We start from the raw sequence: 13,795 nt of genomic DNA, 5'->3' as shown, positions 1-13,795 counted from the left end.
AGCAAGTCCTATACATCCCCTAATGTGGCTTTTGTCTTTCACGTACATGGGGAAAGGGAGCTCGATCTCGATGGAGCGCACCGTCGTTCGTTGTGCCGAGGGGCACGTGTTCAGCACCGCTTCGTTCCCGATGCAGAATCTCGGCCCCGGCCGGCTCGGTCCCGGGCGGCTGCTGCGCTGTCCGCGCTGCGCCCGGCTGCGGCATTCCGTACCGGTGGCGTCCGAGAAGCGCTGAGTTCACAGGGGCCCGGTCCGCTCACGGACCGGGCCCTCGTCGTCGCATTCCCAGGTTGTCCTGCTTCTTGCGTATCCTCGACCCGTGCTTCTCTCAGACAAGGACATCCGGACCGAGATCGATGCCGGCCGGGTGCGGATCGACCCGTTCGACGAATCGATGGTGCAGCCGTCGAGCATCGATGTGCGGCTGGACCGCTACTTCCGGGTGTTCGAGAACCACCGGTACCCGCACATCGACCCCGCCGTCGAGCAGGCGGACCTCACGCGCGAGGTGGTGCCGGACGGCGACGAGGCGTTCATCCTGCACCCGGGCGAGTTCGTGCTCGCCTCGACGTACGAGGTCATCACGCTCCCCAGCGACGTCGCCTCGCGGCTGGAGGGCAAGTCCAGCCTCGGCCGGCTCGGGCTGCTGACCCACTCGACGGCCGGCTTCATCGACCCGGGCTTCTCGGGCCATGTCACGCTGGAGCTGTCGAACATGGCGACGCTCCCGATCAAGCTCTGGCCGGGCATGAAGATCGGGCAGCTGTGCATGTTCCGGCTGACCTCGCCGGTCGAGCACCCCTATGGGTCCGCGAAGCACGGTTCCCGCTACCAGGGCCAGCGCGGGCCGACGCCCTCGCGATCCTTCCAGAATTTCCACCGCACGCAGGTCTGAGAGCAGCAACAGTGAGTGACAACCGCGAAAACCTGACCTACCCGCTCTTCGGGCAGGCCATCCGTGAACTGGCCCAGACGATCGCGGATGACGGCTATGAGCCGGACATCATCCTGTCCATCGCCCGTGGCGGCGTCTTTGTGGCCGGCGGTCTGGCGTACGCGCTGGACTGCAAGAACATCCACCTGGTGAACGTCGAGTTCTACTCCGGGGTCGGCGAGACCCTGGAGATGCCGGTCATGCTGGCTCCGGTGCCGAACGCGATCGACTTCTCCAACAAGAAGGTCCTGATCGCCGACGATGTCGCCGACACCGGCAAGACGCTGAAGCTCGTGCACGACTTCTGCCTCGACCACGTCGCCGAGGTCCGCTCCGCGGTCATCTACGAGAAGTCCCACTCCCTCGTGAAGTGCGAGTACGTCTGGAAGCGCACCGAGGACTGGATCAACTTCCCGTGGTCCGTCGAGCCGCCGGTCGTCCGGCGCGAGGGCCAGGTCCTCGACGCCTGATGTGCGACGAGAAGGGCCCCTGCCGACGACAGTCGGCAGGGGCCCTTCTCGTTCACTTGCCCTCGTACGCCTCGCGCAGCTTCCGCACCTCGATCTTCCGCATGCCGAGCATGGCCTGGAGGGCACGGGCCGCGCCCTCCTTGTCCGGGCCGCCCAGGTAGTCGGACAGCTGGCGCGGGACGATCTGCCAGGACAGGCCGTACTTGTCCTTCAGCCAGCCGCACGGGCCGTCCTGGCCGCCGTCGGCGGTGAGCGCGTTCCAGTACGTGTCGACCTCGGCCTGGTCCGCGCAGTCCACGGACAGGGACACCGACTCGTTGAAGGCCCAGTCCTGCTTGCCGCCGTTGAGGGCGGTGAACTGCTGTCCCGCGAGCTCGAAGACCACGGTCATGACCGTGCCGGGCCTGCCGGGGCCGCCCTCGGTGTAGAGGGTCCGCTCGACGATGCGGGAGTCGCCGCCGAAGACCGAGACGTAGTGCTCGGCCGCCTCCTCGGCCTGGTCGTCGAACCACAGGAAGGGCGTGATCTTCTGCTTCATCTGTACGGTCATGCCCTACAGGGTGCCCAGTTTGATGATCGACAGCAGGGCGATCAGCTGGATCGCCGAGGCACCCAGCGCCTTCGGCCAGGGGATGTCGTGCGACTTGCTCACCATCGAGGTGAACAGCACGCCCGCCAGCAGCCAGGTCGCCCAGCCCAGCAGCTGGACGAAGGGGCTGTCGCCGCCCATGAACATGGCGAACAGCAGCCGGGGCGCATCCGTGATCGACATGATGAGCATCGACAGTCCGACCGTCGGCTGCCACATGCCGTCGCCGCCGAGCTGGCGGGCCAGGGTGTGGGTGACCGCGCCGAGGATCAGGGCGGAGAACAGGACGACGACCCCGGCGATCAGCACCAGCGGGATGCTGTTCGCGAGCGTGGCGTTCAGCACGTCCTTGCGGGCCTTGTCGAAGCCGAAGACCGCGAGCAGGCCGTAGACGAAGGTGACGATCAGCGCCGGGCCCCACATCGCGTGATCGCGCATCCGCCAGAACGTGGCGGAGGGGCGCAGCACGATGCCGGTCAGCAGCTGCTTCCAGTGCAGCTTGGGGCCGACGGGCGGAGCGGGGGCCTGCTGTGCCTGCCGGTCGTCACCGCCGTACGTACTGGCCTCGCCGTACGGGTCGTACGCGAACTGCTGGGTGCTGCCCGGCTGGTCGGCGCCGGGGCGCGCGTACGGGTCGTACGGGGGCTGCGGCGCCTGGTACTGCCCGTAGGGCGGTTGAGGCGCCTGAGGCGGCTGTGGGGCCTGGTGTTGGCCGTACGCCGGGCCGCCCCCGCCGAAGTACTCCGGCTCGTCGTGGCCGCCCGGCTGCTGCCACTGCTGACCACCGCCGCGCGGGGTCTGCTGCCCGGGGTGTTGTCCTTGTTGCGGGGAACGTTGCGGGGAACGGGGATCGTGTGAGTCCCGCCCGCGTCCCATCCTGAATCCAGCCACGTCTTCGAACGTACCCGCTCTGGGAAGAGGGCGTAGCCCGGCCCAGGAGCCCGGACCCGGCTTGCTGCGGAGCTGTGACATCCCCTAGGGGAAAGGTCCGGGTTTCAACGCGACAGTTTCAACACGACGAGCACGAAGGCCGGTGCCCATCGGGCACCGGCCTTCGTCACTCCGTCACGTACGCGGATCGGTTACTTCACCGGCTCCGGTTCCGGTGCGTCGGCGGACTCGCCGTCGCCCTCCGGCTCGACCGGGGTCCTGACCGAGTCCAGCAGCAGCTGGGCGACGTCCACGACCTGGATCGACTCCTTCGCCGTGCCGTCGTTCTTCTTGCCGTTGACCGAGTCGGTCAGCATCACGAGGCAGAAGGGGCAGGCGGTGGAGACGATGTCGGGGTTGAGGGAGAGTGCCTCGTCCACGCGCTCGTTGTTGATGCGCTTGCCGATGCGCTCCTCCATCCACATGCGCGCGCCGCCGGCGCCGCAGCAGAAGCCGCGCTCCTTGTGGCGGTGCATCTCCTCGTTCCGCAGGCCCGGCACCTTGGCGATGATCTCGCGCGGGGGCGTGTAGACCTTGTTGTGGCGGCCCAGGTAGCAGGGGTCGTGATAGGTGATCAGACCCTCGACCGGGGTGACCGGGATCAGCCTGCCCTCGTCGATGAGGTGCTGGAGCAGCTGGGTGTGGTGGATGACCTCGTACTCGCCGCCGAGTTGCGGGTACTCGTTGGCGATGGTGTTGAAGCAGTGCGGGCAGGTCGCGACGATCTTCTTCTTGGACTTCTCGACCTTGACGCCTTCTTCCGCATCCTCGCCGAAGGCCATGTTGAGCATCTCGACGTTCTGCTGGCCGAGCTGCTGGAAGAGGAACTCGTTGCCCAGGCGGCGGGCCGAGTCACCGGTGCAGTTCTCGTCGCCGCCCATGATGGCGAACTTGACGCCCGCGATGTGGAGCAGTTCCGCGAAGGCCTTGGTGGTCTTCTTGGCGCGGTCCTCCAACGCTCCCGCGCAGCCGACCCAGTAGAGGTAGTCGACCTCGGTGAGGTCCTCGATGTCCTTGCCGACGACCGGGACCTCGAAGTCGACCTCCTTGGTCCACGCCAGGCGCTGCTTCTTCGCGAGGCCCCAGGGGTTGCCCTTCTTCTCCAGGTTCTTGAGCATCGTGCCCGCCTCGGACGGGAACGAGGACTCGATCATCACCTGGTAGCGGCGCATGTCGACGATGTGGTCGACGTGCTCGATGTCGACGGGGCACTGCTCGACGCACGCACCGCAGGTGGTGCAGGACCACAGCACGTCCGGGTCGATGACGCCGTTCTCCTCGAGCGTGCCGATCAGCGGGCGCTCGGCCTCCGCCAGGGCGGCGGCGGGAACGTCCTTGAGCTGCTCGGCAGTTGCCTTCTCCTCGCCCTCCGCATCCTTGCCGCCGCCGGCGAGGAGGTACGGGGCCTTGGCGTGCGCGTGGTCGCGCAGCGTCATAATGAGCATCTTCGGGGAGAGCGGCTTGCCGGTGTTCCAGGCGGGGCACTGCGACTGGCAACGGCCGCACTCGGTGCAGGTGTCGAAGTCGAGCAGGCCCTTCCAGGAGAAGTGCTCGATCTGGGAGACGCCGAACTGCGCGTCCTCGGCCGGGTCCTCGAAGTCGATCGGCACGCCGCCGCTCGTCATCGGCAGCAGCGTGCCCAGCGCCACGTCACCGCTGGACTCGCGCTTGAACCAGATGTTGGGGAAGGCCAGGAAGCGGTGCCAGGCCACGCCCATGTCGGTCTTGAGCGAGATCGTGATCATCCAGATGAAGGACGTCGCGATCTTGATCATGGCGACCAGGTAGATGAGGTTCTGCAGCGTCCCGGTGCTCAGCCCCCGGAAGGCCGCGACCAGCGGGTACGAGGCGAAGTACCCGGCCTCGTAGCCCTCCACGCCGTGCAGGGCGCCCTCCAGACCGCGCAGCGTCATGATGCAGGCGCCGACGATGAGGATGACGGCCTCGACGAAGTACGCCTGGCCGAAGTTGGAGCCCGCGAAGCGGGACTTGCGGCCCGCCTTGCCCGGCTTGCTCAGCTGCCGGATGGCGATCAGGGTCACGATGCCGAGCGTCGTCACCAGGGCGAAGAACTCGACCCAGAGCTCGTACGGCAGCCAGTCGCCGATGAACGGCAGCAGCCAGTCGGCCTTGAAGAGCTGTCCGATGGCGTTGACGATCGTGATCAGCAGCGAGAAGAAGCCCAGTGCGACGCCCCAGTGCGCGACGCCGACCACACCCCAGCGGTTCATCCGGGTGTGGCCGAGGAACTCCTTGGCCACGGTGACGGTGCGGTTCACCGGGTCGCCGGTCCGGGTGCCGGCCGGCACCGGCTGGCCCATCCGCATATGGCGGTAGATCTGCAGGACGGCACGGCCGAGCAGCGCGACGCCGACCGCGATGAGAACCAGCGACACGATGATCGCGGCGAGTTGCATGGGTGGGCTCCTCGGGCCTGCGAGAGCAGTGATTACCAATCAGTAACTTATCCAGTCCGTACGAGACTACTCACTCCCGCGCGCGTGCCATACCCGCACCGCCGGTGATCTGCGTCGCGCGGACGGGCCCCGTCCGAGCCCCGACCGGGCCGGTGATCGTAAGACTGACATAAAAGTTGAGCCCCCCTGACTCAGCTCCGTTGACACGATCGCTTCCGTGTTGCACCCTTGAGCCTGTTCCACTCAAGTCATGGAGGAAAAGAAGATGGCTCGTGCGGTCGGCATCGACCTGGGTACGACGAACTCCGTCGTCAGTGTTCTCGAGGGCGGTGAGCCCACCGTCATCACCAACGCCGAGGGCGCCAGGACCACGCCGTCCGTCGTCGCCTTCGCGAAGAACGGCGAGGTGCTGGTCGGCGAGGTCGCCAAGCGCCAGGCTGTGACCAACGTCGACAGGACCATCCGGTCGGTCAAGCGCCACATGGGCACCGACTGGAAGATCAACCTGGACGGCAAGGACTTCAACCCGCAGCAGATGAGCGCCTTCATCCTGCAGAAGCTGAAGCGGGACGCCGAGGCCTACCTGGGCGAGAAGGTCACCGACGCGGTCATCACCGTTCCGGCGTACTTCAACGACTCCGAGCGCCAGGCCACCAAGGAGGCCGGCGAGATCGCGGGCCTGAACGTCCTGCGCATTGTCAACGAGCCGACGGCCGCCGCCCTGGCCTACGGTCTCGACAAGGACGACCAGACCATTCTCGTCTTCGACCTCGGTGGCGGCACCTTCGACGTCTCGCTGCTCGAGATCGGTGACGGCGTCGTCGAGGTGAAGGCCACCAACGGTGACAACCACCTCGGTGGTGACGACTGGGACCAGCGCGTCGTCGACTACCTGGTCAAGCAGTTCGCCAACGGCCACGGCGTCGACCTGTCCAAGGACAAGATGGCCCTCCAGCGCCTCCGCGAGGCCGCCGAGAAGGCCAAGATCGAGCTGTCCTCGTCCACCGAGACCACGATCAACCTGCCCTACATCACGGCGTCCGCCGAGGGCCCGCTGCACCTGGACGAGAAGCTCACGCGCGCCCAGTTCCAGCAGCTGACCGCCGACCTGCTGGACCGCTGCAAGACGCCGTTCCACAACGTCATCAAGGACGCGGGCATCGCCCTGTCCGGCATCGACCACGTGGTCCTCGTCGGCGGCTCCACCCGCATGCCGGCCGTCGCCGAGCTCGTCAAGGAGCTGACCGGCGGCAAGGAGGCCAACAAGGGCGTCAACCCGGACGAGGTCGTCGCCATTGGCGCCTCGCTCCAGGCCGGTGTCCTCAAGGGCGAGGTCAAGGACGTCCTGCTGCTCGACGTCACCCCGCTGTCCCTCGGTATCGAGACCAAGGGCGGCATCATGACCAAGCTGATCGAGCGCAACACCACGATCCCGACCAAGCGTTCCGAGATCTTCACGACGGCCGAGGACAACCAGCCGTCCGTGCAGATCCAGGTCTACCAGGGCGAGCGCGAGATCGCGGCGTACAACAAGAAGCTCGGCATGTTCGAGCTGACCGGTCTGCCGCCGGCCCCGCGCGGTGTCCCGCAGATCGAGGTCACCTTCGACATCGACGCCAACGGCATCATGCACGTGGCCGCGAAGGACCTCGGCACGGGCAAGGAGCAGAAGATGACCGTCACCGGCGGCTCCTCGCTGCCGAAGGACGAGGTCGACCGCATGCGCGAGGAGGCCGAGAAGTACGCGGAGGAGGACCACCGCCGCCGCGAGGCCGCCGAGACCCGCAACCAGGGCGAGCAGCTCGTCTACCAGACGGAGAAGTTCCTCAAGGACAACGAGGACAAGGTCCCGGCCGACGTCAAGACCGAGGTCCAGACCGCCGTGGACGAGCTCAAGGAAAAGCTCAAGGGCGAGGACGCGGCCGAGATCCGTACCGCCTCCGAGAAGGTCGCCGCGGTCAGCCAGAAGCTCGGCCAGGCCATGTACGCCGACGCCCAGGGCGCGCAGGGTGCCGCCGGTGCCCAGGCGGGTGCCGCGGGTGCGGGCCAGCAGGCCAAGGCCGAGGACGACGTCGTGGACGCCGAGATCGTCGACGACGAGAAGCCCAAGGACGCGAAGGGCGGTGCGTCTGCGTGACGGAGGAGACCCCGGGCTTTGACGAGAAGCCTGAAGGCAACTCCGACGCCGAGACCCCCAAGGACAAGGGTGCCGGGGCCGCCGACAAGGCGGGCCCGGCCCCGGCCGGGGAGGAACTGGTCGAGGTAGGCCTCCAGGCACAGCTGGACCAGGCCGAGGCCGCGCTGGGCGAGCGCACCGCGGACCTCCAGCGGCTCCAGGCCGAGTACCAGAACTACCGGCGCCGGGTCGAGCGGGACCGGGTCCAGGTCAAGGAGGTCGCCGTGGCGAACCTTCTGTCCGAACTCCTGCCCATGCTCGACGACATCGGCCGCGCCCGTGACCACGACGAGCTCGTCGGCGGCTTCAAGTCCGTCGCCGAGTCGCTGGAGACGGTCGTCGCGAAGATGGGCCTGCAGCAGTTCGGCAAGGAGGGCGAGCCCTTCGACCCGCTGATCCACGAGGCCCTGATGCACAGCTACGCGCCGGACGTCACCGAGACCACGTGCGTGCAGATCCTGCAGCCCGGCTACCGGATCGGCGAGCGGACGATCCGCCCCGCGCGGGTCGCGGTGGCCGAGCCGCAGCCCGGGGCCCAGCCCAAGGGCGAGGACGAGGCGGACGAGGAGAGCGGTGGCCCGGCCGAGGGCTGACGCCGACGCGATGACGTACGCGATGACGTACAGGACACACCGGGAGGAGGGACGCCGGGGATGAGCACCAAGGACTTCGTCGAGAAGGACTACTACAAGGTCCTCGGCGTGCCCAAGGACGCCACCGAGGCGGAGATCAAGAAGGCGTACCGGAAGCTCGCCCGCGAGTTCCACCCGGACGCCAACAAGGGCGACGCCTCGGCCGAGGAGCGCTTCAAGGAGATCTCCGAGGCATACGACGTCCTCGCCGACGCCAAGCGCCGCAAGGAGTACGACGAGGCCCGCGCGCTCTTCGGCAACGGGGGATTCCGCCCCGGGCCGGGGGGCGGCGGCGGTCAGTTCAACTTCGACCTGGGCGACCTCTTCGGGGGCGCCCAGGGCGGGGCCGGCGGCGGTGGCTTCGGCGGCGGTATCGGGGACGTCTTCGGCGGCCTCTTCAACCGCGGCGGCGGCACCACCCGTACGCAGCCGCGCCGGGGTCAGGACATCGAGTCCGAGGTGACGCTCAGCTTCACCGAGGCCGTGGAGGGGGCCACCGTCCCCCTGCGCATGTCCTCCTCGGCACCCTGCAAGACCTGCTCGGGCACGGGCGACAAAAACGGTACGCCCAGGGTCTGTCCGACCTGTGTCGGCACCGGCCAGGTGTCGCGCGGTTCGGGCGGCGGCTTCTCGCTGACCGACCCCTGCCCGGACTGCAAGGGCCGGGGGCTCATCCCCGAGAACCCCTGCGACGTCTGCAAGGGCAGCGGGCGTGCCACCTCCTCCCGCACGATGCAGGTCCGCATCCCCGCCGGAGTCTCCGACGGCCAGCGGATCCGCCTGCGCGGCAAGGGCGCACCGGGCGAGCGCGGCGGCCCCAACGGCGACCTGTACGTCGTCGTGCACGTCGGTGACCACCCCGTGTTCGGGCGCAAGGGCGACAACCTCACCGTCATCGTCCCCGTGACCTTCGCGGAGGCGGCGCTCGGCGGCGACATCAAGGTGCCCACCCTCGGCGGGCCCCCCGTCACCCTCAAGCTGCCCCCGGGCACGCCCAACGGCCGCACCATGCGTGCCCGCGGCAAGGGCGCCGTGCGCAAGGACGGCACCCGCGGCGACCTGCTGGTCACTGTCGAAGTGACGGTCCCCAAGGACCTTCACGACAAGGCCCGGGAAGCACTGGAGAGTTACCGTGACGCGACCGCGGGCGACGACCCGCGCGCAGAACTGTTCCAGGCAGCGAAGGGAGCGTGAATCCCGTGAACCCCATGGACGGCGGCGCCCGCCGGCGTAACCCCTACGAGCTGACCGACGAGTCGCCGGTGTACGTCATCTCCGTCGCGGCTCAGCTGTCGGGCCTGCACCCGCAGACCCTGCGGCAGTACGACCGCCTCGGCCTGGTCTCGCCCGACCGCACGGCCGGGCGCGGCCGCCGTTACTCGGCCCGTGACATCGAGTTGCTCCGCCAGGTACAGCAGCTGAGCCAGGACGAGGGCATCAACCTCGCCGGCATCAAGCGCATCATCGAGCTGGAGAACCAGGTCGCCGCGCTCAGCGCGCGCGTCGCGGAGCTCCAGTCCGTGGTCGACGGCGCGGCCGCGGCGATGCAACAGCGCGAGGCCGCCGTCCATGCCTCGTACAGGCGCGACCTGGTCCCGTACCAGGAAGTGCAGCAGACGAGCGCGCTGGTGGTCTGGAGACCGAAGCGGGACCGCTGATCCTTGTGGCACGCACGACGGGCCCGTCACCCTGTGGGGGTGACGGGCCCGTCGCCGTCCTCGTCCTCGTCGGCTCCCCCTTCGACGAGCACGGCCTCGACCACGAACCCCTGCTCTCCGAGCCCCGCGTCGCCGCCCTCCCGGCCGGCCATGAGCTAGCCCGGCGGACGGTGCTGAGCTGCCGCGATCTGGCGGGCCAGCCGATGCCGCGGTGCCCGGTGGTCTCCGCGGCGGAAGAGGCCTACTGGGCGGGCGACGTCCCGATAACCCACCGCATTCCGGGCCCTGTTGTGCACGACAGCTCCCAGCTTCTGGAAGCGGTGGCCCTCGGCCAGGCCGTCGCCCTCGTGCCCGCTTCGCTGGCCGAACGCAACGCCCGCGACGATGTTGCCTACCGGCCGGTGTCCGACGTGAGCCCGTACACGGTGTCGATCACCTGGCGCGCGGGCGCATACGGGGAGTGGCTGGGGCGCCTGGTGCGGACTGCGGTCAGTCGGTCAGCGCAGCAAGTTCCGCGTTGGCGCGCTCGGTGACCAGGGCGAGGACGCGCCCGGCGGCGGCGAGGTCCTCGGCGGGTATTCCACCCCAGACGCGGGCGGTGATGGGGGCGGTCGATGCGCCGACGGTGGCGAGCAACTCGCGCCCTGCGTCCGTGGGGCGAAGGTGCGGGCCGTCCGTGATGAGCAACTGCTTGGCCAGCAGCTCGTCGAGGGTGGCGCGGATGTCGGCCGGATCGGCCTTGAGGGAGCCCCGGACCTGGGTGACGAGATCGTCCGGCGTCCGTGGGGCGTCGGCGGTGACGGCGGCGCGCAGGGCGACCTGCTGCTGGAACGTGATGCCGTGCTGGGCCAGGACGCGTTCCAGGACGCCGCGGGCGGCGTAGTGGGCCAGGCCGAGGGCGCGGGCGTCGGCGACGGGTGCGGTGGTGGTCACGGTGTTGTCCCCTGAGTGCTCTCGTTGTTCGGTTCGGATGGAGCGAGAGGTGCGTCGAGCAGGGCCGTCAGCTCGTCGGTGAACGCGCGCGTCCGCTCGGCGTCGAGGCCGCCGAGCGGTTCCAGCAGCCGCTGCAGCAGCTCTTGGACCACCTCGATGGCCTGCCGCGTGACGGTCTGGCCCCGCTCGGTGAGGGCGAGCTGTACGGCGCGCGGGTCGCGGGGATCGCGGGTGCGCTCGATCAGGCCGGCCGACTCCAGGGCGCGCGCCAGTTTCGAGACGTACAGCGCCTCCAGGCCGGTGTGGTCGGCGAGTTGGCGCTGACTGGGCCGCTCACCGGCGCGCTGCATGCCGTGCAGCGACGCGACCAGTGAGTACTGCGCGTGCGTGAGGCCCAGCGGGGCCACCGCGCGATCGACCGCGACGCGCCACTTGTTGGCGAGCCGCCACACCAGGAAGCCGGGCGTGGGGCCCGGTGGAACCTTGCTCATGGCAAATAGAGTACATGGCTACTATGTCCATGGATACTATTTTCTGGTGGGTGCGAGCGTACGTGCTGTCCATCGCCTGGCGGGCTGGTGCGTGCGAGGAATGGACGGCGCGTTTGGTACGGACGGTCGTCGAGCTGGCGGCGGGGCGCAGCGACTCACCCGGCTGGCCTCCTTTCGCTGCCTAGGAAGCAGATCCTGCGGTTTACTGGCACGAGATGGCCTGTGACCATGCTGAGGGGGTGGTGTGAGTGCTCCTGAGTTTCCGCGTGGCGAACCACCGCTCGATCCGGGACGAGCAGCAACTGCTCCTCGCGCCGGTGTACGAAGCGGACCGCCCGGAGGGTACGGGCTGGGACGCGGTGCCGGTCGCGGCGTTGTTCGGCGCGAACGCGGCGGGGAAGTCGAACGTGGTGGACGCGCTGGACTTCATGGCGCGCATGGTGCGGATGTCGCACCGCGACGCCGAGCCGGGCGAAGGCGTCAGGCGCTTCCCCTTCCTGCTGGACGAGGGCAGTGCGCACGAGCCGTCCTGGTTCGTGGTGGACGGGGTGCTGGACGGTACGCGCCACACCTACGGCTTTTCCGTCGACGACGAGCGCGTGCTTGACGAATGGCTCTACAGCTACCCGCACGGGCGCAAGCGGACGGTCTTCCAACGGGCGGGAGACGAGATCCAGTTCGGGGACAGCACGCCCAAGCGTGAGCTGGACCTGGTGCGGAGCATCACCGAACCGAACGCGTTGTTCCTGTCGGTCGCCGCCCGTTCCCGTCAGGAGGCGGTGCAGCCGGTGTACTCGTGGTTCAGTGCTGCCAGGTTCCTCAAAAGCGTGCGTGACGGGCACATGCACAGCATCCACAGGTTGCAGGATCCTGGGCGGGCGTCATCGCTGGTGTCTTTGCTGCGGGCCGCCGATCTCGGCATCGAGAGTGCGGAAGTTGAGGAGATCGAGGTCGAAGACAGCCGGGTGCTGGGCGGAAAGGCATACCGCGTCTGGATCCGGCAGAAGGGCCGGAGCGGCGGCGCGCGGCTTGGCCTGTCCGACCAGTCCAAGGGCACTCAGGCGCTTTTTGACTACGCAGGGCAGGCACTCGACGCCCTTGAAACGGGCGGAGCCATGGTGGTCGACGAGATCGACACCAGCCTGCACCCGAGCCTCACGTCCCGCCTGGTCAGGCTCTTCCAGGATCCGGTCACCAACCCTCTCGGCGCCCAACTCCTGTTCACCACACACGATGTGAGCCTGCTAGGCCGAAGCGGTGGCGAGGAGATCCTCAAGCGGGATCAGATCTGGTTCGTCGAGAAGAATGACTCCGGGGAGACCACCCTCTTCCCCCTCTCCGACTTCAAACCACGGCAGGAAGAGAACCGTGAACGCCGCTACCTTGGGGGCAGTTACGGCGCGGTCCCATTCCTGAGCGACGAGCGCTTCGAAGCGGCCGTGGCCGCGAGGGGGGATATGGATGGCGAGGACGCCGAAGGGTGATGGGCGCCGGCGTCCGGCCTTCGAGTCGAGCATCGTACGGACCCCGGGTGCGCGGCCCGGCCGCGACCGGTTACTCGTGGTCTGCGGGGCCAAGGCAACCGAGAAGGATTACCTTCAGGGTCTCGTCGACCACCTCGCCAACCCGGCCGTCACGGTCCGGATCAGAACCAAGGCATGCTCGCCTTCCCAGCTCGTGGACTACGCAGCCGGTGAACGGGACCGTATCCACGACGACTTCGACCAGGTGCGGTGCGTCTTTGATGTCGACCACTTCGATATGGCTCGCGCCGTCGCTGAGGCGCGCAGAAGAGACATCCGGGTCGCCGTTTCGAACCCATGCTTCGAACTGTGGCTGGTCCTTCACTTCAGCAGTCACGGCGCACATGTGCCCACGTACCGCGATCTGTTGCCCCACCTGAAGCGACACGTACCCGCCTATGACAAGGCCCGCCTGAACTTCAAGGACTACGAGCACGGCTGGCCCGCTGCCGTCCCACGAGCGAAGCGGCTCGCGCCTGCGGGACGGGAGCATGAGATGAACCCTGCGACGGGCGTATGGGCGCTGGTCGACCGGATTACCGGTACGTGAAGGCTCTCGCCGGCCTGCGGATCTCGCACCAGACGGCCTTGTGTCGCGCCCCGAACACGTCGCGGCTGCGCGGCGTGTAGCCCCAGCGGTCGGAGAGCTGCTGGAGGAGGCACAGGCCGCGGCCGCCCTCGCCGTAGGGGTCGTGCGGGCGCATGTCGGGTGGCTTCGGGCTCGCATCCCATACGGTCATGCGGAGCGTTTCCCATGCCCAGCGCATGCGGAGTTCGACGTCGTCGGTCGAGTACAGGATCGCGTTGGTCAGCATCTCGCTGGCCAACAATTCGGAGATGCCAGCTAGTTCGGGCAGCTCGTGCGCGGTGAGGGCGGAGCGGAGCGAGGCTCTGGCGACTCTGACGGCGCGGGGGTCGTGGGGGATGCGCAGGGTGTACTCGAACGGTGCGACTCCGGGCACGGTGGGGCGGGGCAGCATGTCGCCTCCTGCGGTGGGGTGGGGCTTGCCGGCGCGTGCGCATGGCACGTTTCCGGCGAGGC

General features: G+C 68.4%; 16 protein-coding genes. 10 read left to right on the top strand and 6 right to left on the bottom strand.

All coding sequences use genetic code 11. The features are described from left to right. Positions 1–70 precede the first annotated feature (70 nt). The 3 genes from ACV530_RS14030 to ACV530_RS14020 all read left to right on the top strand — a co-directional run bounded on the left by ACV530_RS14030 (position 71) and on the right by ACV530_RS14020 (position 1,404). On the top strand, positions 71–235 hold the full coding sequence (locus ACV530_RS14030; RefSeq protein ID WP_494332738.1) for a hypothetical protein: 165 nt from the start codon (positions 71–73) through the stop codon (positions 233–235). 84 nt (positions 236–319) lie between these two features. After that, complete coding sequence (gene dcd, locus ACV530_RS14025; RefSeq protein ID WP_494332737.1) at positions 320–895, top strand: dCTP deaminase; 576 nt, start codon at positions 320–322, stop codon at positions 893–895. 11 nt (positions 896–906) lie between these two features. Continuing rightward, positions 907–1,404, top strand: coding sequence for a phosphoribosyltransferase (locus ACV530_RS14020; protein WP_494332736.1), 498 nt, complete (start codon positions 907–909; stop codon positions 1,402–1,404). Between the two features lie 52 nt (positions 1,405–1,456). Here ACV530_RS14020 and ACV530_RS14015 read toward each other — a convergent pair whose 3' ends face one another. From ACV530_RS14015 to ACV530_RS14005, 3 genes are all read right to left on the bottom strand, one after another. Continuing rightward, the gene (locus ACV530_RS14015; RefSeq protein WP_494332735.1) at positions 1,457–1,954 is read right to left on the bottom strand and encodes a VOC family protein; all 498 of its coding nucleotides are present in this window, start codon (positions 1,952–1,954) and stop codon (positions 1,457–1,459) included. Between the two features lie 3 nt (positions 1,955–1,957). Beyond that, complete coding sequence (locus ACV530_RS14010; protein WP_494332734.1) at positions 1,958–2,965, bottom strand: Yip1 family protein; 1,008 nt, start codon at positions 2,963–2,965, stop codon at positions 1,958–1,960. A gap of 110 nt (positions 2,966–3,075) precedes the next feature. After that, positions 3,076–5,340, bottom strand: coding sequence for a (Fe-S)-binding protein (locus ACV530_RS14005; protein WP_494332733.1), 2,265 nt, complete (start codon positions 5,338–5,340; stop codon positions 3,076–3,078). 265 nt (positions 5,341–5,605) lie between these two features. Between ACV530_RS14005 and dnaK the strand changes: the two genes are divergently transcribed. From dnaK to ACV530_RS13980, 5 genes are read left to right on the top strand one after another with little or no spacing between them, the layout of a single operon-like run. Then, the gene (dnaK, locus tag ACV530_RS14000) at positions 5,606–7,477 is read left to right on the top strand and encodes a molecular chaperone DnaK (protein WP_494332732.1); all 1,872 of its coding nucleotides are present in this window, start codon (positions 5,606–5,608) and stop codon (positions 7,475–7,477) included. Further along, a complete protein-coding gene (gene grpE, locus ACV530_RS13995) occupies positions 7,474–8,109 on the top strand; it encodes a nucleotide exchange factor GrpE (protein WP_494332731.1) in 636 nt (211 codons plus the stop codon). The genes dnaK and grpE overlap by 4 nt, the downstream gene beginning before the upstream one ends. Positions 8,110–8,169: 60 nt before the next feature. Beyond that, entirely contained in the window at positions 8,170–9,342 is a 1,173-nt protein-coding gene (dnaJ, locus tag ACV530_RS13990; protein WP_494332730.1) for a molecular chaperone DnaJ, read from the top strand. A gap of 14 nt (positions 9,343–9,356) precedes the next feature. Continuing rightward, positions 9,357–9,806 (top strand): heat shock protein transcriptional repressor HspR, encoded by a 450-nt coding sequence (locus ACV530_RS13985; RefSeq protein WP_494332845.1) that lies wholly within the window; start codon positions 9,357–9,359, stop codon positions 9,804–9,806. 5 nt (positions 9,807–9,811) lie between these two features. Beyond that, the gene (locus ACV530_RS13980; protein WP_494332729.1) at positions 9,812–10,339 is read left to right on the top strand and encodes a LysR substrate-binding domain-containing protein; all 528 of its coding nucleotides are present in this window, start codon (positions 9,812–9,814) and stop codon (positions 10,337–10,339) included. On the opposite strand, the gene ACV530_RS13975 is transcribed toward ACV530_RS13980, so the two are convergent. Together ACV530_RS13975 and ACV530_RS13970 are read right to left on the bottom strand one after the other, a co-directional pair. Beyond that, the gene (locus tag ACV530_RS13975) at positions 10,296–10,739 is read right to left on the bottom strand and encodes a MarR family transcriptional regulator (protein ID WP_494332728.1); all 444 of its coding nucleotides are present in this window, start codon (positions 10,737–10,739) and stop codon (positions 10,296–10,298) included. The two genes, ACV530_RS13980 and ACV530_RS13975, sit on opposite strands and share 44 nt — an antisense overlap. Beyond that, the gene (locus ACV530_RS13970; RefSeq protein WP_494332727.1) at positions 10,736–11,230 is read right to left on the bottom strand and encodes a MarR family winged helix-turn-helix transcriptional regulator; all 495 of its coding nucleotides are present in this window, start codon (positions 11,228–11,230) and stop codon (positions 10,736–10,738) included. Before ACV530_RS13970 ends, ACV530_RS13975 begins: the two co-directional genes overlap by 4 nt. Before the next feature lie 266 nt (positions 11,231–11,496). On the opposite strand from ACV530_RS13970, the gene ACV530_RS13965 reads away from it, so the two are divergent. After that, on the top strand, positions 11,497–12,714 hold the full coding sequence (locus tag ACV530_RS13965; RefSeq protein WP_494332726.1) for an AAA family ATPase: 1,218 nt from the start codon (positions 11,497–11,499) through the stop codon (positions 12,712–12,714). After that, positions 12,692–13,303 carry an RloB family protein gene (locus tag ACV530_RS13960; RefSeq protein WP_494332725.1) on the top strand — a complete coding sequence of 204 codons (612 nt, stop codon included), beginning with the start codon at positions 12,692–12,694 and terminating at the stop codon, positions 13,301–13,303. The genes ACV530_RS13965 and ACV530_RS13960 overlap by 23 nt, the downstream gene beginning before the upstream one ends. On the opposite strand, the gene ACV530_RS13955 is transcribed toward ACV530_RS13960, so the two are convergent. Then, complete coding sequence (locus ACV530_RS13955) at positions 13,290–13,733, bottom strand: ATP-binding protein (protein WP_494332724.1); 444 nt, start codon at positions 13,731–13,733, stop codon at positions 13,290–13,292. The two genes, ACV530_RS13960 and ACV530_RS13955, sit on opposite strands and share 14 nt — an antisense overlap. Positions 13,734–13,795: the final 62 nt, after the last annotated feature.

It is taken from the genome of Streptomyces sp. SX-6 (assembly GCF_059089585.1).
This window is presented reverse-complemented; position numbering and strand designations above follow the sequence as displayed.

Excerpts from the sequence above, each read along its gene's own strand:
- ACV530_RS13985 (WP_494332845.1), top strand. The coding sequence starts at position 9,357 with ATGGACGGCGGCGCCCGCCGGCGTAACCCCTACGAGCTGACCGACGAG.
- ACV530_RS14015 (WP_494332735.1), bottom strand. The coding sequence starts at position 1,954 with ATGACCGTACAGATGAAGCAGAAGATCACGCCCTTCCTGTGGTTCGAC.
- ACV530_RS13970 (WP_494332727.1), bottom strand. The coding sequence starts at position 11,230 with ATGAGCAAGGTTCCACCGGGCCCCACGCCCGGCTTCCTGGTGTGGCGG.
- ACV530_RS14030 (WP_494332738.1), top strand. The coding sequence starts at position 71 with ATGGAGCGCACCGTCGTTCGTTGTGCCGAGGGGCACGTGTTCAGCACC.
- dnaK (WP_494332732.1), top strand. The coding sequence starts at position 5,606 with ATGGCTCGTGCGGTCGGCATCGACCTGGGTACGACGAACTCCGTCGTC.
- ACV530_RS13960 (WP_494332725.1), top strand. The coding sequence starts at position 12,692 with ATGGCGAGGACGCCGAAGGGTGATGGGCGCCGGCGTCCGGCCTTCGAG.
- ACV530_RS13955 (WP_494332724.1), bottom strand. The coding sequence starts at position 13,733 with ATGCTGCCCCGCCCCACCGTGCCCGGAGTCGCACCGTTCGAGTACACC.
- dnaJ (WP_494332730.1), top strand. The coding sequence starts at position 8,170 with ATGAGCACCAAGGACTTCGTCGAGAAGGACTACTACAAGGTCCTCGGC.
- ACV530_RS14010 (WP_494332734.1), bottom strand. The coding sequence starts at position 2,965 with ATGTCACAGCTCCGCAGCAAGCCGGGTCCGGGCTCCTGGGCCGGGCTA.
- ACV530_RS14005 (WP_494332733.1), bottom strand. The coding sequence starts at position 5,340 with ATGCAACTCGCCGCGATCATCGTGTCGCTGGTTCTCATCGCGGTCGGC.